The 17,505-nt window shown below is 71.3% G+C and carries 14 protein-coding genes, 1 pseudogene and 2 riboswitches; of the genes and pseudogenes, 11 read left to right on the forward strand and 4 right to left on the reverse strand.

What is annotated here, in order from left to right:
* The first annotated feature begins 76 nt into the window (after positions 1–76).
* Positions 77–340, forward strand: a riboswitch (cobalamin riboswitch).
* A gap of 188 nt (positions 341–528) precedes the next feature.
* The 8 genes from BUB20358_RS26005 to BUB20358_RS26040 all read left to right on the forward strand — a co-directional run bounded on the left by BUB20358_RS26005 (position 529) and on the right by BUB20358_RS26040 (position 9,939).
* On the forward strand, positions 529–1,587 hold the full coding sequence (locus BUB20358_RS26005; protein WP_006764332.1) for a HoxN/HupN/NixA family nickel/cobalt transporter: 1,059 nt from the start codon (positions 529–531) through the stop codon (positions 1,585–1,587).
* 25 nt (positions 1,588–1,612) lie between these two features.
* On the forward strand, positions 1,613–2,686 hold the full coding sequence (cobW, locus tag BUB20358_RS26010) for a cobalamin biosynthesis protein CobW (protein WP_006764331.1): 1,074 nt from the start codon (positions 1,613–1,615) through the stop codon (positions 2,684–2,686).
* A 6-nt stretch (positions 2,687–2,692) separates the two neighbouring features.
* Positions 2,693–6,505: a cobaltochelatase subunit CobN gene (gene cobN, locus BUB20358_RS26015; protein WP_006764330.1), complete on the forward strand. Its 3,813-nt coding sequence runs from the start codon at positions 2,693–2,695 to the stop codon at positions 6,503–6,505.
* Positions 6,502–7,587 carry a magnesium chelatase ATPase subunit I gene (locus BUB20358_RS26020; protein WP_035972391.1) on the forward strand — a complete coding sequence of 362 codons (1,086 nt, stop codon included), beginning with the start codon at positions 6,502–6,504 and terminating at the stop codon, positions 7,585–7,587. The genes cobN and BUB20358_RS26020 overlap by 4 nt, the downstream gene beginning before the upstream one ends.
* A 68-nt stretch (positions 7,588–7,655) precedes the next feature.
* A complete protein-coding gene (locus BUB20358_RS26025; protein ID WP_035972388.1) occupies positions 7,656–8,264 on the forward strand; it encodes a vWA domain-containing protein in 609 nt (202 codons plus the stop codon).
* A 98-nt stretch (positions 8,265–8,362) separates the two neighbouring features.
* Positions 8,363–8,815 (forward strand): YaiI/YqxD family protein, encoded by a 453-nt coding sequence (locus BUB20358_RS26030; RefSeq protein WP_006764328.1) that lies wholly within the window; start codon positions 8,363–8,365, stop codon positions 8,813–8,815.
* An 81-nt stretch (positions 8,816–8,896) separates the two neighbouring features.
* On the forward strand, positions 8,897–9,529 hold the full coding sequence (locus tag BUB20358_RS26035) for a DUF1993 domain-containing protein (RefSeq protein ID WP_006764327.1): 633 nt from the start codon (positions 8,897–8,899) through the stop codon (positions 9,527–9,529).
* Positions 9,529–9,939, forward strand: coding sequence for a hypothetical protein (locus tag BUB20358_RS26040; protein ID WP_035972386.1), 411 nt, complete (start codon positions 9,529–9,531; stop codon positions 9,937–9,939). Before BUB20358_RS26035 ends, BUB20358_RS26040 begins: the two co-directional genes overlap by 1 nt.
* Before the next feature lie 124 nt (positions 9,940–10,063).
* Here the strand turns inward: BUB20358_RS26040 and cobJ are convergent, their stop codons facing one another.
* Genes cobJ through cobG form a run of 4 tightly spaced genes read right to left on the reverse strand, consistent with a single transcriptional unit; the run spans position 10,064 to position 14,505 of the window.
* Positions 10,064–11,797, reverse strand: a complete 1,734-nt coding sequence (gene cobJ / locus BUB20358_RS26045; protein WP_035972384.1) for a precorrin-3B C(17)-methyltransferase — start codon at positions 11,795–11,797, stop codon at positions 10,064–10,066.
* Positions 11,794–12,528, reverse strand: a complete 735-nt coding sequence (locus BUB20358_RS26050) for a precorrin-2 C(20)-methyltransferase (RefSeq protein ID WP_006764326.1) — start codon at positions 12,526–12,528, stop codon at positions 11,794–11,796. The genes cobJ and BUB20358_RS26050 overlap by 4 nt, the downstream gene beginning before the upstream one ends.
* The gene (locus tag BUB20358_RS26055) at positions 12,525–13,151 is read right to left on the reverse strand and encodes a precorrin-8X methylmutase (RefSeq protein WP_006764325.1); all 627 of its coding nucleotides are present in this window, start codon (positions 13,149–13,151) and stop codon (positions 12,525–12,527) included. Before BUB20358_RS26055 ends, BUB20358_RS26050 begins: the two co-directional genes overlap by 4 nt.
* A complete protein-coding gene (gene cobG / locus BUB20358_RS26060; protein WP_035972382.1) occupies positions 13,144–14,505 on the reverse strand; it encodes a precorrin-3B synthase in 1,362 nt (453 codons plus the stop codon). Before cobG ends, BUB20358_RS26055 begins: the two co-directional genes overlap by 8 nt.
* 107 nt (positions 14,506–14,612) lie before the next feature.
* Positions 14,613–14,801: riboswitch (cobalamin riboswitch) on the reverse strand.
* 203 nt (positions 14,802–15,004) lie between these two features.
* On the opposite strand from cobG, the gene BUB20358_RS26065 reads away from it, so the two are divergent.
* The 3 genes and pseudogenes from BUB20358_RS26065 to BUB20358_RS28825 all read left to right on the forward strand — a co-directional run.
* Entirely contained in the window at positions 15,005–16,252 is a 1,248-nt protein-coding gene (locus tag BUB20358_RS26065; protein WP_035972381.1) for a bifunctional cobalt-precorrin-7 (C(5))-methyltransferase/cobalt-precorrin-6B (C(15))-methyltransferase, read from the forward strand.
* Positions 16,252–17,340: a cobalt-precorrin-5B (C(1))-methyltransferase gene (locus tag BUB20358_RS26070; protein WP_035973355.1), complete on the forward strand. Its 1,089-nt coding sequence runs from the start codon at positions 16,252–16,254 to the stop codon at positions 17,338–17,340. The genes BUB20358_RS26065 and BUB20358_RS26070 overlap by 1 nt, the downstream gene beginning before the upstream one ends.
* Before the next feature lie 2 nt (positions 17,341–17,342).
* Positions 17,343–17,429 (forward strand): annotated as a pseudogene (locus BUB20358_RS28825) (cobalt-precorrin-6A reductase); the annotation flags it as partial.
* Between the last annotated feature and the right edge of the window lie 76 nt (positions 17,430–17,505).

Below are 17,505 nucleotides of genomic sequence, written 5' to 3' on the forward strand. Positions count from 1 at the left end.
CGGCCGGCTTGCGCGAACGGGCGCGCGGCGGCTTTCGACACCGCGGACGCGCCTTGACGCTGCCGGCCCCGCCGCCTACACTCGCACGCGTTTTGGTGCTCGCGCGTGCCGCTCCGGTGCGCGCAGTTAAACGGGAAACAGGGAGCCTGCCTGCACCGCAGTCGAGCCAACCTGTGCTGCCCCCGCAACGGTAAGCGAACGCATCGCGCATGGCGCGATGCAGCGCCGCTTCGCCGCATGCTTCGCGCATGCGGACGACGCCACTGGATGCCGCGCGCATCCGGGAAGGCGAAGCGGCGTGTTCGTCAGCCCGGATACCGGCCTAAACACAGGGGGTTCAGCGCCGCGGGGAGGCGGCGCATCGTCCACGGCCGCAGCATGCCCGACACCCGCGCGTTTCCCGATTCGTCAGTCCGGACCGTCCGATGCGCGCGCATGCGGCACGATGCGGCCGACGGCACCGGGCGCGGACCGGGCCGGCGGCGGCCGTGTTGGCATTCACATGTCGACCGTTCGCAAAGGAGCATCATGCTCGACTCGTTCTTCCGTCTGTTCAACGACAGCCCGTCGGGGCTGCGCGGCAAGATCGCCGCGATCTATTCGCTGCTCGTCGCGTTCAACGTCGGCGCGTGGATCTGGGCGTTCGTCGCGTTTCGCGATCAGCCCGTGCTGCTCGGCACCGCGCTGCTCGCGTATGTGTTCGGCCTGCGCCACGCCGTCGACGCCGATCACATCGCCGCGATCGACAACGTCACGCGCAAGCTGATGCAGGACGGCCGCAGCCCGCTCGGCGCGGGCCTGTTCTTCTCGCTCGGCCACTCGACGGTCGTGATCGTGATGTCGGTCGCGGTCGCGCTGACCGCCGCATCGCTCGCGCGCTTCGAGAGCATGAAGACCTGGGGCGGCGTGATCAGCACGAGCGTGTCGGCGTTCTTCCTGCTCGTGCTCGCGGCCGCGAACCTGCTGATCCTGATTTCCGTGTACCGGACCTTTCGCGCCGCGCGGCGCGGCGAGTCGATCGTCGATGCCGATCTGGACATGCTGCTGAACCAGCGCGGCGTGCTCGCGCGCGTGTTCCGGCCGCTGTTCCGTCTCGTGTCGCGCAGCTGGCACCTGTATCCGGTCGGCTTCCTGTTCGGCTTCGGCTTCGATACCGCGACCGAAATCGCGCTGTTCGGCATCTCGGCCACGCAGGTGCAGGGCGGGCTGTCGTTCTGGTCGGTGATGGTGCTGCCCGTGCTGTTTACCGCCGGCATGACGCTCGTCGACACGACCGACGGCATCCTGATGATGGGCGCATACCGCTGGGCGTACGTGCGGCCGATCCGCAAGATCTACTACAACATGACGATCACGTTCGTGTCGGTGCTCGTTGCCGCGCTGATCGGCGGCATCGAGGTGCTCGCGCTGCTCGCCGACAAGCTGGCGCTGCAGGGCCCCGTGTGGGACTTCGCGGCGATGGTCGCGTCGCACTTCGGGATGCTCGGCTACGTCGTGATCGGCCTGTTCGTCGCGTGCTGGCTCGTGTCGGCCGCGATCTACCGGTTCAGACGCTACGACGAGATCGACGTGACGCTCTCCGCGTGATTCCCTTTTTCGACCAGGATCCACCATGACCCTCAGCAAGTTGCCCGTGACGATCGTCACGGGCTTTCTCGGCAGCGGCAAGACGACGCTGATGCGCCACATCCTGCAGCACGCGCAAGGCCGGCGCATCGCGGTGATCGTCAACGAATTCGGCGAACTCGGCATCGACGGCGAAATCCTGAAGGGGTGCGGAATCGGCTGCGACGACGCGGCCGGCGAAGCGTCGGGCCGGCTGTACGAACTCGCGAACGGCTGCCTGTGCTGTACCGTGCAGGAGGAGTTCTATCCGGTGATGGAAGCGCTCGTCGAGCGCCGCGCGCAGCTCGATCACGTGCTGATCGAGACGTCCGGCCTCGCGCTGCCGAAGCCGCTCGTGCAGGCGTTCAACTGGCCGACGATCCGCAACGCGTTCACCGTCGATGCGGTCGTCACCGTCGTCGACGGCCCGGCGGCCGCGAGCGGCCAGTTCGCGGAGAATCCGCAGGCGGTCGACGCGCAGCGCCGCGCGGACCCGAACCTCGATCACGAGTCGCCGCTGCACGAGCTGTTCGCCGACCAGCTGTCGTCCGCCGATCTGGTGATCGTGAACAAGGCCGATCTCGTCGCGGACGCACAGTTCGCCGACGTCGAAGCCGCGATCCGCGAAGAGATTCCGCCGCAGGTGAAGATCGTGCGCGCGACGCGCGGCGAACTCGACGTCGCGATGCTGCTCGGTCTCGAATCGGCGTCCGAGGAAACGATTCATCTGCGTCACGACCATCACGGCTCGGCCGACGACGAAGACCACCATCACGACGATTTCGACTCGGTCGTCGTAGCGGGCGACGCGGGCTCGCGCGAAGCGACGATCGCGGCGCTGCAGCGGCTCGTCGAAACGCACACGATCTATCGCGCAAAGGGTTTCGCGGCGCTGCCCGGCGCGCCGATGCGGCTCGTGATCCAGGGCGTCGGCCGCCGCTTCGACAGCTATTTCGATCGCCGCTGGCACGACGGCGAAGCGCGCGCGAGCCGCTTCGTGCTGATCGGCGAGGATCTCGACGCGGCCGAACTGCAGCGCGCGTTCGACGCCGCGTGCGCGGCCGCGCCGCAGCAGGCGTAACGCGCGATGCATCTGCTGCGCACCACGCCGGGCGGCTTCGTCGACGATACGCAGGGCGTCGTCCGGATCGATCAGCGGCCGGCCGACATCGTGATCCTCAGCTCGGCCGACACGACGCTGTCGCTGCTCGCGAGCGTCGTGCCGCGGCTGCCGGCCGGCTTTCCGAGCGTGCGGCTCGCGAACGTCACGTTCCTGCGGCAGCCGGCGTCCGTCGACTTCTACGTCGACGACGTGCTGCGCCACGCGAAGACGGTCGTGATCGACCATCTCGGCGGCGAAGCGTACTGGCCGTACGGCATCGAGCAGGCCGTGTCGCTCGCGTCGCGCTGCGGGCAGCAGCTCGCGATGTTCTCGGGCGATCTGCAGGAGGATCCGAATCTCGTCGCGAAGAGCACGGTCGCGCCCGATCTGTGCCGGCTGTGGTGGCGCTATCTGCGCGAAGGCGGCGTGCACAACGCGGAGGCGCTGCTGCGCAGCATCGCGTTCCACACGCTCGGCTTCGGCGACGAACCGGCGCCGCCGCGCCCGCTGCCGGCCGCCGCGCTGTATCACCCGGCGCGCGACCCGGCGAGCGTCGACGACTGGCGGCCGCGCTGGACGCCCGGCGCGCCCGTCGTCGCGATCCTGTTCTATCGCGCGCACTGGCAGGCCGCGAATACGGCCGTGTTCGACGCGCTCGCGGATGCGCTCGTGCGCGAACGGCTGAACCCGCTGCCGATCGCGGTCACGTCGCTGAAGGATGCGGTGAGCCGCGAGGTCATCGCGCGGCTGTGCGACGCGCACGACGTCGCGCTCGTGCTGAACACGACCGCATTCGCGGCCGGTGCGATCGACGATCCCGAGCCCGACGTGCTGGCCGGCGACGCGCCCGTGCTGCAGGTGATCCTGTCGGGCGGCAATCGCGATGCATGGCTCGCCGACAATCAGGGGCTGCACGCGCGCGACATCGCGATGCACGTCGCGCTGCCGGAAGTCGACGGACGCATCGTCACGCGCGCGGTGAGCTTCAAGGGGCTCGCGTATCGGTGCGCGCACACCGAGGTCGACGTCGTGCGCTACCAGCCGGACGCGGAACGCATCGCGTTCGTCGCGGCACTCGCGCGCGGCTGGTGCCGGCTGCGCACGCTCGACAACGCGGACAAGCGCATCGCGCTGATCCTCGCGAACTATCCACACAGCGAAGGCCGGATCGGCAACGGCGTCGGGCTCGACACGCCGGCGTCCGCGCTGCGTGTGCTCGCGGCGCTGCGCGACGCCGGCTACACGGTGCCCGATCTGCCGGCCGACGGCGACGCGCTGATCGCGCAGCTCACCGCGGGCGTCACCAACGATCCGGCCGTGCATGCGCTGCGCCCCGCGTTCCAGAGCTTCGCGCTTGCCGATTACGTCGCGCATTTCACGCAGTTGCCGGCCGCGGTGCAGGCCGCGCTGAACGCGCGCTGGGGGCCGCCCGACGCCGATCCGACCGTGCGTCGCGGACGCTTCACGATCGCCGGCTGGCGGGCCGGCAACGTGTTCGTCGGCATCCAGCCGTCGCGCTCGCGCGACGACAACGACTACGCGAGCTACCACGACGCGGAGCTCGTGCCGCCGCACGCGTATCTGGCGTTCTATTTCTGGCTGCGCGATGCGTTCCGCATCGACGCGGTGATTCACGTCGGCAAGCACGGCAATCTCGAATGGCTGCCGGGCAAGAGCGTCGCGCTGTCCGACGCATGCTGGCCCGATCTGACGCTCGGGCCGCTGCCGCATCTGTATCCGTTCATCGTCAACGATCCGGGCGAGGGCAGCCAGGCGAAGCGCCGCGCGCAGGCGGTGATCGTCGATCATCTGATGCCGCCGCTCACGCGCGCGGAGAACTACGGCCCGCTGCAGGATCTCGAGCGGCAGGTCGACGAATACTACGAAGCGCTGATGGTGGACGCGCGACGCGCGAAGCTGCTGCGCAACACGATTCTCGCGACGATCGCCGAGCATCGGCTGCACGACGAGCTGAGCGTGTCGCCGCCGCGCGACGCCGGCGACGAGGATGCGCTGCTCACGCGCGTCGACGCGTGGCTGTGCGAGCTGAAGGAAGCGCAGATCCGCGACGGACTGCACGTGTTCGGCGTGTCGCCCGCCGGCCGTCAACGGCGCGACACGCTGCTCGCGCTCGCGCGCTTTCCGGTCGGCGACGGCAACGGCGCAAATGCGGGGCTCATCGGTGCGCTCGCGCGCGATCTCGCGCTCGGCGACGATTTCGATCCGCTCGCGGCCGACTGGGCCGCGCCGTGGACCGGCCCGCGGCCCGCGATCCTGCAGGCGCTCGACGCATCGCCGTGGCGTCATGCGGGCGACACGCGCGAGCGGCTCGAACGGCTCGCGCAGCAGTGGCTGGATCGCATCGCGACTTCGGATGCCGACGAAACGCGCGATATCGACGCGACGCTGCCCGGCGCATGGCCGCAGACGCGCGCGGTGATCGGGCGGATCCGCGCGACGCTGATCCCGGCGCTCGACGCGTGCGGCCGCGACGAAATGCGTCACCTGCTGCGCGGGCTCGACGGCCGCTTCGTGCCGCCGGGACCGAGCGGCTCGCCGTCGCGCGGGCGTCCCGACGTGCTGCCGACCGGCCGCAACTTCTATTCGGTCGACACGCGCGCGGTGCCGACGCAGGCCGCATGGACGCTCGGGCTCAAATCGGCGCAGCAGCTGATCGAGCGCCATCTGCAGGATCACGGCGACTATCCGCGCGCGATCGGACTGTCGGTGTGGGGGACCGCGACGATGCGCACCGGCGGCGACGACATCGCACAGGCGTTCGCGCTGCTCGGCGTGCGTCCGAAATGGGCGCACGGCAGCCATCGCGTGACCGACTTCGAAATCCTGCCGATCGAGATCTTCGACCGGCCGCGCATCGACGTGACGCTGCGCGTGTCGGGCTTTTTCCGCGACGCGTTTCCGAACCTGATGCATCTGTTCGACGCGGCCGTGCAGGCCGTCGCCGCGCTCGACGAGCCGGAGGCGCTGAACCCGATCCGCGCGCGCGTCGAGCGCGAGCGCGCGAAGTGGATCGCGCAGGGCGTGCCGGCCGACGATGCGCGGCGCCGGGCCGGCTGGCGCGTGTTCGGCGCGCGGCCCGGCAGCTACGGGGCCGGCCTGCAGGAACTGATCGACCGGCGCCGCTGGCAGACCGATGCCGATCTCGCCGATGCATACCGCGACTGGGGCGGGTATGCGTATGCGCAGAACAGCGCCGGCGACGCGGCACCCGACGTGTTCGGCGAACGGCTCGCGACGATCGACGTCGTCGTGCAGAACCAGGACAGCCGCGAGCACGACATCCTCGACTCGAACGACTACTACCAGTTCCAGGGCGGAATGACCGCGGCGGTGCGGCATCTGTCCGGGCGGCAGCCGAGCGTCTATCACGGCGACCACGCGAACCCGGCCGCGCCCGCGATGCGCACGCTGCGCGAGGAGATCGCGCGCGTGATCCGCTCGCGCGTCGTGAATCCGAAATGGCTCGACGGCGTGAAGCGGCACGGCTACAAGGGCGCCGCCGAGATGGCCGCGACCGTCGACTATCTGTACGGATACGATGCGACCGCGCGCGTGCTGTCCGATCATCAGTACGCGCTCGTCGCCGATGCATACCTGTTCGACGACGACACGCGCGCGTTCCTCGAACGGCACAATCCGCACGCGCTGCACGGCATCTGCGAGCGCTTCGTCGAAGCGATGCAGCGCGGGCTGTGGCAGCAGCCGGGCGACTATCGCGAGCGGATCGAAGCGGTCTGGCTTGCCAGCGAACAACTTCAGGAAGGGGGCCGGCGATGACCGATCCGACGACGCACCGCGCACGCGCGGCCGTTCCCGACATTTTTCCGTTTACGGCGCTCGTCGCGCAGCAGCCGTTACAGCAGGCGCTGCTGCTCGCCGCGATCGATCCGTCGCTCGGCGGCGTGCTCGTCAGCGGGCCGCGCGGCACCGCGAAATCGACGGCCGCGCGCGCGCTCGCCGAGCTCTTGCCCGAAGGGCAGTTCGTCACACTGCCGCTGTCCGCGACCGACGAACAGGTGACCGGCACGCTCGACCTCGCGCACGCGCTCGCCGAGAACGGCGTGCGGTTTCGCCCGGGCCTGCTCGCGCGCGCGCATCGCGGCGTGCTGTACGTCGACGAAGTGAACCTGCTCGCCGACGGGCTCGTCGACACGCTGCTCGACGTCGCCGCGAGCGGCGTGAACGTCGTCGAGCGCGACGGCGTATCGCATGCGCACGATGCGCGCTTCGTGCTGGTCGGCACGATGAATCCGGAAGAAGGCGAGTTGCGTCCGCAACTGCTCGACCGCTTCGGGCTGATGGTCGAGCTGGAAAACTGCTTCGATGCCGGGCCGCGCGAGCAGATCGTCAAGGCGCGCCTCGCGTTCGATATCGATCCGCACGCGTTTCGCGCGCGCCATGCGCACGCGCAGCGCGCGCTCGCCGAGCGGATTCGCGCGGCGCGCACGCGGCTGCCGACGCTCGATTTCGGCGACGCTGTGCACGCGCGCGTGAGTGCGCTGTGCATCGAAGCAGCCGTCGACGGGCTGCGCGCCGACCTCGTGATGCTGCGCGCCGCGCGTGCGCTCGCCGCGCTCGAGCAGGCCGACGCGATCGCGGTCGCGCACGTGGATCGCGTCGCCGAAGCCGTGCTGCGGCATCGGCGTCATGCGGATGCGCAGCGTTCGTCGGCAGCGCGCACGCCAGGCGAGCGCGACGACCGTTCGCCGCCGGATGCGCGTGGACGGAACGACGACCGGCCGACGTCGGCGAACCCCGATGCGGCGGAACCGCACGGCGACTGGGGCTATCTGTCGCCGGAGCCTGCCGGGCTGCGCGACGTGAAGGCCGTCGTGCCGCTGCCGCTAAAAAAACGCTGAGCCATCGAGACGGCGCCGCCGCGAACGCCGTTCGCGGTCCTCGATGGCAGCAGGGCGCCGCCGCGCGCATGCCGGGCGCGGTGCGGGCCGGCACGGCCGTCGCGTGGCCGGCCACGCTCGCCGCGAAGCGCGGCGGCCGGCTGCACGCCGAGCATCTGCGCTTTCGCAAACGCGCGGGTGCGCCGCGTGCGCTCCATTGCTTCGTGCTCGACTGCTCCGCATCGATGCTGGCGCACGATCGGCTCGCGCTCGCGAAGGGGCTGATCGTCGCGTACTTCGATCATGCCGCGCGCGACCGGATGGAAACCGCGCTGATCTGTTTCGGCGGCAACGGCGCCGCGCGGCGCTTCGGGCCGGCCGTGCCGCGCTGGTGGAATGCGCGCTGGCTCGAACCGGTCGACGGCGGCGGCGGCACGCCGCTCGCGGACGGCATCGCCGCCGCCGCGCAACTGCTCGCGCGCGACGCGCGCCGCAACCCGGACAAGCAGCGCTGGCTGTGGGTGCTGTCGGACGGACGCACGCGCGACACGCCGGCGAAGCCCGCGGCGGCCGATCACGTCGTGTTCGTCGACTTCGACGATGCGCCGGTGCCGAGCGGGCAGGGCGCGCGGCTCGCGCGCGCATGGGGCGCGCAGTGGATGACGGCCGATGCGCTTTGCGCGGACGTCGGCGGATGAGCACGGCTGAACGCGGCGGGCACCGGACTGGTTCGCGCGCCAGGGGAGAGGCGCCGCGTACGCTATGATCGCGGCTCGCGTCCAACGGAAATCCCGCCATGCAAGTGCTCGTCGATGCCGACGCGTGTCCCGCCGTCGTCAAGGAGATGCTGTTTCGCGCCGCGCGTCGCACGGAGATCCACGTGACGCTGGTCGCGAACCAGTTTCTGCGGACGCCGCCGTCGCCGTTCATCCGCGCGCTGCAGGTGCCGGCCGGCTTCGACGCGGCCGATGCGCGCATCGTCGAGCTGGCCGCGCCGGGCGACCTCGTGATCACCGCCGACATTCCGCTCGCCGCCGCCGTGCTCGACAAGGGCGCGTTCGCGCTCGATCCGCGCGGAAACTGGTTCAGCCGCGACAACATCGAAGAGCGTCTGTCGACGCGCGCGATGATGGATCAGCTGCGCAGCGCGGGCATCGACACCGGCGGCCCGGCGCCGTTCAGCGCACGCGACGGCAACGCGTTCGCCGCGCAGCTCGACCGATTTCTCGCGCGGCGCCGCGGGCCGTAACGCGACGGTTTCCGGCCGAAAGCAGTCGCGATATCGGTTACGGTCCGATATTCGCCGTGCGCCGCTGCCGGCGCCGGGACAATGCGCTATAGCGCCGACGCTGCTATCGTGACGCGAACGATCACCTTCGGGAGTGCACGCGTGTCACCGACTCAACTTCTCGTTCCGACGTTTACCCAGCTGCTGCGCGCGCAATCCGCGTGGCTCGACAAGGCCGCCGCGCATCGGCGCACGACCGGCGACGATCCCGATGCGCTGATGACGCTGAAGCTTGCGCCGGACATGTATCCGCTCGCCGCACAGGTACGGTTCTCATGCTTTCAGGCGATGGAGCCGGTGCACCGGCTGCGCGGCGAGCCGCTGCCGGAGCCGCTGCTCGCATTGCGGCAGGCCGGCTGGAATGCCGACGCGCAGCCGGGCTCGCTCGGCGACGCGCAGGCGATTCTCGCGGGCACGCTCGCGTTTCTCGGCGAACTCGCGCCGGATGCGCTCGACGGCGGCGCCGCATCGCCGATCGCGCTCGAGCTGCCGAACGGCATTGTGTTCGACATGACCGGCGAGCAATACGCGCGCGACTGGGCGCTGCCGCAGTTCTACTTTCACGCGATTACCGCTTACGCGATCCTGCGCCATCACGGCGTCGATCTCGGCAAGGCCGATTACGTGCCGCACATGCTCGCGTACGTGCGGCCGGGCACGATTCCGCAGGGGTGATGGACGAGCGGACGATCCTACCGCGGCACGCGGGTCGGTGTGGGCGGACGATCCGCTACAAGTGGCAATCGGGCGAATTGCAGCGGCTGCATGCGAACTCGATCGACAACGCGATTTTCGCGGAACTCACAAGCGGTGCGCTGCGGGCGCTGCGGGTCGATGCGAAAGCGCGGCTGCCGGCGCGGCAGGAGCGCCGGTGCATGGCTCGCGATGCAGGGCGATACGCATGCTTCCGCGGGCGTTCGCCGCGATGCCGGCTGGCATCTTCGAATGGCCGCATTCAGCATGCTGTGAGCCTTCGCGGGCGTGAGGACTTTGCCGTGAACGCCGATCGCGTCGGCAATCACCGCTACGTAGCAAAAATGACGTGCAGCGGCTTCGTGGTCGACAATGTCGGTCCTTTCGATTGACCGTCGCCGAAAGACCGCGGACTGACGAGCCCACGGATATTGAATCGTCAGTTCAAATTCATGGGGCTACGCGTCGCCGGGGCCAAGCGGCAGGGTGGCGCTGTCGCGCCACCGTCGTTGAAGTTCAGCGATACCAGCGCGGCGTATAAACCCACTCTCGGCCGTCGCCGATCGCGAAACGCCGCGTCGTCGACGAACCGACGATCACCATCGTCCGCATGTCGACCTGATCGCTGCGCAGCGCGCCGAGCGTCGTCGTCGCGAGCGACGCGCCGGGCCGGCCGATGTCGCGGCCGAGCACGACCACCGTGTCGGCCGCGCGATGCGCGCGCACGACGTCCAGCGCGCGGTCGAGCTGCCACGGCCGCGCGCGCGAGATCGGGTTGTAGAACGCCATCACCAGATCGGCCTGCGCCGCATGCCGCAGACGCATCTCGATCACGTCCCACGGCTTCAGGTTGTCCGACAGCGAGATCGCGCAGAAGTCGTGCCCGAGCGGCGCGCCGGCCTGCGCGGCGGTCGCGAGCGACGCCGACACGCCCGGCTCGACGCGCAGGTCGATCGCCGCCCACTGCGGATCGCGCGCGTCGTCGAGCGCTTCGAGCACGGCCGCGGCCATCGCGAACACGCCGGGGTCGCCCGACGACACGACCGCGACGCGCCGGCCTTGCGCGGCCAGCTCGAACGCATGGCGCGCACGCTGCATTTCCTCGCGATTGTCGGTGCCGTGCACGCACTGGTCCGCGCGGAACGGGCCGGCCATCTTCACGTACGTCGTGTAGCCGAGGATGTCGGTCGCACCCGCCAGCGCCGCGCGCGCGGCGGGCGTGAGCCACGCTGCGTCGCCGGGGCCGAGGCCGACCACGGTCAGGCGGCCGCGCGGCCGGCCGAGCGTCGCCGGATCGACCGGCTGCGCGGCGAGCGCGCACGCGATACCGTTCGACGCCGGATGCAGCGTGTGCGCGACGCGCAGCGCGCGGCCGAGCAGTGCGGCGGCGTCGGATCCGGTTTGCGTCGTAACGCTGTCGGCCGCGTCGACGAAACGCAGCGGCACGTTCAGCGCGTCGGCGGCCGCTTCCAGTGCCGCTTCGCCGATTGCGGACGCCGGCGCGACGATCGCGGCCAGCGCGAGCCGCGCAAGCCCGTGTGCGTCGAGCAGCGCGTCGATGCGTGCGGCGAGCGGCGCGTCGGCTTGCGCGGCGGCATCCGCGCCGACGCCGACGACGACGCTGCGCGGATGAATCACCAGCTCGCGACGCGTATCGTCCGACTCGCGCGATGCGTGCGGCGTCACGCGAATCGCGTGGGTCGCCGCGTCGTCGCGCGGCAGCGCGACGTCGTCGAGCCACGGCGCCGCGCCGTCGATCCGCGTGCATGCACCGGCGAGCAGATCAGACACGAAGCGCTTGCCTTGCGCGACGTCGGCGAGCGCATAGCCTTCCGGCGGATTGAGCACGCATGCGCCGAACCGCAGCTCGCCGCTCGTCGTGATCGCCGGCGCGACGCCGAGCGACTCGGCGATCTCGCGCGCGATCGCGTTGACGCCGGTCAATCCGCCGAGCAGCGGGACGACCGCCGAGCCGTCCTCGGCGACCGCGAGCACCGGCGGCTCGACGCCCTTGTCGGTCAGCGCGGGTGCGATGCAGCGGATCACGATGCCGGCCGCGCACAGCGCGACGATCGGCATCCCGCGCGCATACAGTTCGCGCAGATGCGCGCCGAGCTCGTCGAACGCCACGTCGGCGTCGACGCGCGACGCGAGTCCGTGCACCTGCGCGCCCGGATAGCGCGCCTGGATGCGCCGCGCGGTGTCGAGCGCGCCCGCGCCGAGGATCACGATCGCGGGCGCAACAGTCATCCTTGCCATTTTTCCCCCGGCACGACCAGCAGCGAGAAATACGGCGACGCCATCGGATCGACTTCGTCGAGCGGCACGATGCGCTGATTGGCCATCGTCGCGCGTTCGACGTAAAGCGCGCGCTTCGCGAGGCCGAGTTCGTCGAGCACGCGCCGCACCTTGTCGAAATTGCGGCCGAGCTTCATCACGACCGCCGCGTCCGCCTGCGCGAGCCGCGTGCGCAGCTCGTGCTCGGGCAGCACGCCGGACAGCACCGACAGGCTCTGGTTGCGGTACACGAGCGGCTGGCCGAGCACGGCCGTGCCGCCGAGCATCGCGCACACGCCGGGCACGACTTCGGTGTCGTAGCGCGGTGCGAGACGGTCGTGCAGATACATGTACGACCCGTAGAAGAACGGATCGCCTTCGCAGATCACCGCGACGTCGCGGCCCGCGTCGAGGTGCGACGCGACGATGTCGGCGGCCGTGTCGTAGAAATCGGCGATCACGGTCTCGTAGCACAGCGGCGGCGGCAGCGCCTCGGTCGTCACCGGGTACACGAGCGGCAGTTGCGTCTGCGCGTCGAGCAGATGCGCTTCGACGATGCCGTACGCATTGCCTTTCTTGCCCTTCGCGACGAAATACGCGACCACCGGCGCCGCCTGCAGCACACGCAGCGCCTTGAGCGTCATCAGTTCGGGATCGCCGGGGCCGACGCCGACCCCGAACAGGCGTCCGCGCGCGGCCGTCATTCGGCCTCCGTCGCGAGCGCGTTCACGGCGGCGGCCGCCATCGCGCTGCCGCCGCGCCGGCCGAGCAGCGCGACGTACGGCACGCCGCGGCTGTCGGCATCGAGCATCGCCTTCGATTCGGCCGCGCCGACGAAGCCGACCGGGAAGCCGACGATCAGCGCAGGGCGCGGCGCGCCGGCGTCGAGCATGTCGAGCAGATGGAACAACGCGGTCGGCGCGTTGCCGATCGCGACGACGCTGCCGGCCAGATGCGGGCGCCACAGTTCGAGCGCGGCGGCCGAACGCGTGTTGCCGAGGCGTCGCGCGAGATCGGGCACGTCCGGTTCGCCGAGCGTGCAGATCACGCGATTGCCGGCGGGCAGGCGCGCGCGCGTGATGCCTTCGGCGACCATCCGCGCGTCGCACAGGATCGGCGCGCCGGCCGCGAGCGCGGTGCGGCCCGCGGTGCCGGCGCCGGCCGAGAAGCGCAGGTCGTACACGACATCGACCATCCCGCACGCATGGATCACGCGCACCGCGAGTTTCTCGAGATCGGGCGGGATCCGCGACAGGTCGGCTTCGGCACGGATCGTCGCGAACGACTGGCGGTAGATTTCCTGCCCGTCGCGAATGTAGTCAAGCATCGGTGGTGTCCTCGCTGGGCCGCGCGTCCGTCAGTCGGGCCGCGGCCTGGTCAATCGTCAGATGGCGCGCGACCGGCGCGCCGAGGCCCGCGTCGGTCGTGCGCCGGTAAAGGTCGTAGCGCGCCGGCGCGACCGCGACGAGCGTGTGCGCGGCAACACGCGGCAGCGCGCAATGGCGCTCGCAGCCGGTCAGATGCGCGTCGACCGGCCGGCCGACGTGCGCGGCGAGCGCGAGCGCATCGCGCTTCGTGTCGGCACGCGCCCTTGCACAGCCGGCGCTGCCCGCGCACGCGACGAGCGATGCGAGCGGGTCCGTCGGCGAGCACACGAGGCCGAGCGACGCGAGCGCGTCGAGTATGGCCGGCGCGCTCGCGTGCGGCACGCCGTGCACGAACACGCCTTGCCACGGCGTGATCGACAGTGTGCCGTCGCCGTGCGCTTCGGCCACGGCGGCAAGCCGTTCGAGCTGCGTTGCGTCGAGCCGGCCGAGCGCGAACTGCGCGCCGACGCTGCAGCGGCCCGCATCGGCCGACGGACGCACGCCGAAGCGCAGCGCCGGGTCGGACGGGCGGCGGCGCCAGCCGGCGAGCGACGGATCGGCATCGAGCCGGAACGGCACGTAGCGCCGCGCGTGTTCGAGCAGCGTGCGTGCGTCGCGGATCGCGAGCAGGTCGCGCATCCGCGCGACGTCGGCCGGCGCGAGATCGACGAACGCGAGCAGCAGCGCGCGCACGAGCGCGACCGTCTGCTGCGGCGACACGTCGACGACCGCGGGCCGATCGTCGTGCGCGACCGGTATGCAGCCGGCGAGCCCGGCCGCGACGCGGATCGCGCCGTCGTCGCGGCGCCATGCGGCGAGCCAGATGTCGTGCGGATGATCGAGCGCGGCGACCGATTCGCCGCCGTCGAGCTGGATCGAGAATTTCGGCGACAGCTCGCCGCGGCGCGGTTCGCGCGCGAGCATGTCGAGCAGCGCATGCGCGAGCGTGCGGCTGTCGACGCGCGCGGCGGGATCGTGCCCGGCAAGCGGGCTCAGCATCACGTTGCGGACGTCGTCGCTGGCGGCGAGGGCGGCGCGGTCGCCGGCCGCGCCGCTCGCATCGGCGCGCGGGCCGAGCCCCGCGTCGAGCAGCGTGCGCGTGAGCGCATCGGCCGCACCGGCGCGGATGCCGCGCAACTGGAGATTCGCGCGGTTGGTCGCGTCGAGCGCGCCGGAGCCGTATGCGCGCGCGGCCGCGGCGATCGCGCGCGCCTGCTGCGCATCGAGCCGGCCGCCGGGCAGCTTGATCCGGCACAGCCCGCCGTCGGCGGCCGCGACGATGCGCACGAGCCCCGGGCAAGCCGACGGGCGCACGACAGGCGACGCACGATTCGAATCAGGGGCGGAACTCAACGGGATACCGGGACAGTGTCGCGCTGCGGCCAACGCGTCGGTACACCCCGCCCGACGCCGACTGGCACGCACGCACTTGCTGGCCGGCAGGTCTCCTGGCTGACAGGTCGGCGCCTGCTCCCGGCCTTCCCGGAGAAACCAGTGGCATGAGGGGGAGATCGGCTCGCTGTCTACAGTTGCGGGGGCAGCCACAGCGGCGCGGCGCGCCCTGTGTTCCCTCTTCGGCCCCGAAGGGCACCGGCGAACGAACGGCCGTAGCATACCCGATTTCGACCGCGATTCGCGACCGTGAAACCCCGTGCCGCGCATGCAATGCGGCGGTTGCGCGCGCGTCGCGCCGGCAGATGAAACGCCCGGTGGAACACGGTACCATGCCGACTTTCGCCATAAGGGCGGCCGCGCATGTGCATCGCGGTCCGCTCGCGAGCGACACGATGGAATCGACGATGAGGAACGGTGCATGACGGCGTGGCTGACGGTAGTGGGCATCGGCGACGACGGCTACGCAGGGCTCGGACGCAGCGCGCGGCGCGCGCTGCTCGACGCGACGCTCGTCGTCGGCGCGAAGCGGCACCTCGACCTGCTGCCCGCGCGGCTGCGGGCCGCGCGCGAAGCGTGGCCGTCGCCGTTCGACGTGTCGCGGCTGCTCGCGCGGCGGCCGTCGCCGGTCTGCGTACTCGCGAGCGGCGACCCGATGCTGTTCGGCGTCGGCGCGACGCTCGCGCGCCGGCTTTCCGCCGACGAATGGCGCGTGCTGCCGGCGCCGTCGTCGCTGTCGCTCGCGGCCGCGCGCCTGCGCTGGCCGCTGCAGGACGTCGACACGGTGTCGCTCGTCGGCCGCCCGATCGCGACGCTCGCGCGTCATCTGCTGCCGGGCCGGCGCCTGCTCGTGCTCAGCGCCGACGGCCGCACGCCGGCCGCGGTCGCGGCCGAACTTCGCGCGCGCGGCTTCGGGCCGACGCGCATCAGCGTCTTCGAACATCTCGGCGGCCCGCTCGAGCGGCGCATCGACGGACTCGCGCACGACTGGGCCGTCGACGAAACGGCAGCACTGAACCTCGTCGCGCTCGACTGCCGCGCGGCGCCCGATGCGCCGCGCCGCGCGCTGACGCCGGGCCTGCCCGACGACGCGTACCGTCACGACGGCCAGCTGACGAAGCGCGACGTGCGCGCGCTGACGCTCGCGCGTCTCGCGCCCGCGCCGGGCGAGCTGCTGTGGGACGTCGGCGCCGGCAGCGGGTCGATCGGCATCGAATGGATGCGTGCGCATCCGTCGTGCCGCGCGATCGCGATCGAAGCGGATCCGGAGCGGCAGTGTTTCATCGAACACAACCGCGATGCGCTCGGCGTGCCGGGCCTGCAGCTCGTCGCCGGCCGCGCGCCGGACGCGCTGACCGGGCTTGCCGCACCCGATGCGATCTTCATCGGCGGCGGCGTGACGGCGCCCGGCGTGCTCGACGCGTGCTGGGCGTCGCTGAAGCCCGGAGGCCGGCTCGTCGCGAACGCGGTCACGCTGCAGGGCGAGACGGCGCTCGCCGCGTGGCGCGACGCGCACGGCGGCACGCTCACGCGCGTGTCGCTCGCGCATGCGGCGCCGCTCGGCCGCTTCGACACGTGGCGGCAACCGTTGCCGGTCACGCTGTACGACGTGTGCAAGTCGGATCCCGCCGCGGCGGACGCGCGCAGCGGCACGGCGGAGCGGCGGTGATGCGCGACGAAACGCCCGAACGGCCGGCGCCGCTGCGCTTCGGCTACACGACCGGCAGCTGCGCGACGGCGACGGCGCTCGCCGCCGCGCGCCTGTTGCTCGGCGGCCGCGCGGACGACGCGGTCGAGATCGTGCTGCCGAAAGGACAGCACGTCGTGATGCGGCTCGAGTTCTGCCGGACCACCGCCGACGGCGCCGAAGCCGGCACGATCAAGGATGCCGGCGACGATCCGGACGTCACGCACGGCGCGCTCGTGTTCGCGCGCGTCGCACTCGCGGCGGCGCCCGGCGTGCGCTTTCATGCGGGGCCGGGCGTCGGCACGGTCACGCGCGCGGGGCTCACGCTGCCGATCGGAGAGCCGGCGATCAATCCGGTACCGCGCCGGATGATGACGACGCATCTCGACGCGCTCGCCGCCGAATACGGCTACACGGGCGGCTTCGACGTGACGATCGGCGTCGAAAGCGGCGAGGCGCTCGCGCTGAAGACGATGAATCCGCGGCTCGGGATCGTCGGCGGGCTGTCGATTCTCGGCACGACCGGCATCGTGCGGCCGTTCTCGTGTTCCGCGTACATCGCGTCGATCCATCAGGGGATCGACGTCGCGCGCGCGAACGGCATCGCACATATCGCCGCCTGCACCGGCAACGCGAGCGAGGACGCGATGCGCGCGCATTACGCGCTGCCCGACATCGCGCTGATCGAGATGGGCGATTTCGCGGGCGCGGTGCTCAAGCATCTGCGTCGCGCGCCGGTCGCGCGGCTGTCGATGTGCGGCGGCTTCGGCAAGCTGAGCAAGCTCGCGGCCGGCCATCTCGACCTGCACAGCCGCCATTCGAGCATCGACCTGCCGCTGCTCGCGCAATGGGCGGCCAACGCGGGCGCGAGCGACGCGCTGCAGGCCGCGATCCGCGCGGCGAACACGAGCCAGCAAGCGCTGACGCTCGCGCAGGCCGACGGCGTGCCGCTCGGCGACGTCGTCTGCGCGCATGCGCTGCGCGTCGCGCGCGACATCGTGCCGGCGTCGGTCGCGGTCGAAATGTTCGCGATCGATCGACAGGGCCGCTTCGTCGGCGTCGCACGATGAGCGCGCCGCGGATCCTGCTGCTCGGCGGCACCGGCGACGCGCTGAAGATCGCGCGCGCGCTCGGACCGCATCACGTGTACAGCCTCGCAGATCGGAAGAGCGTCGTGTAGGGAAAGAGTGTGTGCGCAGGTGTAGATCTCGGTGGTCGCCGTATCATTAAAAAAA

Origin of the sequence: Burkholderia dolosa, from assembly GCF_902499135.1 — a bacterium.
Taxonomy (GTDB): domain Bacteria; phylum Pseudomonadota; class Gammaproteobacteria; order Burkholderiales; family Burkholderiaceae; genus Burkholderia; species Burkholderia dolosa.

Coding starts and splice junctions, on each gene's coding strand:
- BUB20358_RS26005 (WP_006764332.1), top strand. CDS start 529: ATGCTCGACTCGTTCTTCCGTCTGTTCAACGACAGCCCGTCGGGGCTG.
- cobW (WP_006764331.1), top strand. CDS start 1,613: ATGACCCTCAGCAAGTTGCCCGTGACGATCGTCACGGGCTTTCTCGGC.
- cobN (WP_006764330.1), top strand. CDS start 2,693: ATGCATCTGCTGCGCACCACGCCGGGCGGCTTCGTCGACGATACGCAG.
- BUB20358_RS26020 (WP_035972391.1), top strand. CDS start 6,502: ATGACCGATCCGACGACGCACCGCGCACGCGCGGCCGTTCCCGACATT.
- BUB20358_RS26025 (WP_035972388.1), top strand. CDS start 7,656: ATGCCGGGCGCGGTGCGGGCCGGCACGGCCGTCGCGTGGCCGGCCACG.
- BUB20358_RS26030 (WP_006764328.1), top strand. CDS start 8,363: ATGCAAGTGCTCGTCGATGCCGACGCGTGTCCCGCCGTCGTCAAGGAG.
- BUB20358_RS26035 (WP_006764327.1), top strand. CDS start 8,897: ATGCGCTATAGCGCCGACGCTGCTATCGTGACGCGAACGATCACCTTC.
- BUB20358_RS26040 (WP_035972386.1), top strand. CDS start 9,529: ATGGACGAGCGGACGATCCTACCGCGGCACGCGGGTCGGTGTGGGCGG.
- cobJ (WP_035972384.1), bottom strand. CDS start 11,797: ATGACTGTTGCGCCCGCGATCGTGATCCTCGGCGCGGGCGCGCTCGAC.
- BUB20358_RS26050 (WP_006764326.1), bottom strand. CDS start 12,528: ATGACGGCCGCGCGCGGACGCCTGTTCGGGGTCGGCGTCGGCCCCGGC.
- BUB20358_RS26055 (WP_006764325.1), bottom strand. CDS start 13,151: ATGCTTGACTACATTCGCGACGGGCAGGAAATCTACCGCCAGTCGTTC.
- BUB20358_RS26065 (WP_035972381.1), top strand. CDS start 15,005: ATGACGGCGTGGCTGACGGTAGTGGGCATCGGCGACGACGGCTACGCA.
- BUB20358_RS26070 (WP_035973355.1), top strand. CDS start 16,252: ATGCGCGACGAAACGCCCGAACGGCCGGCGCCGCTGCGCTTCGGCTAC.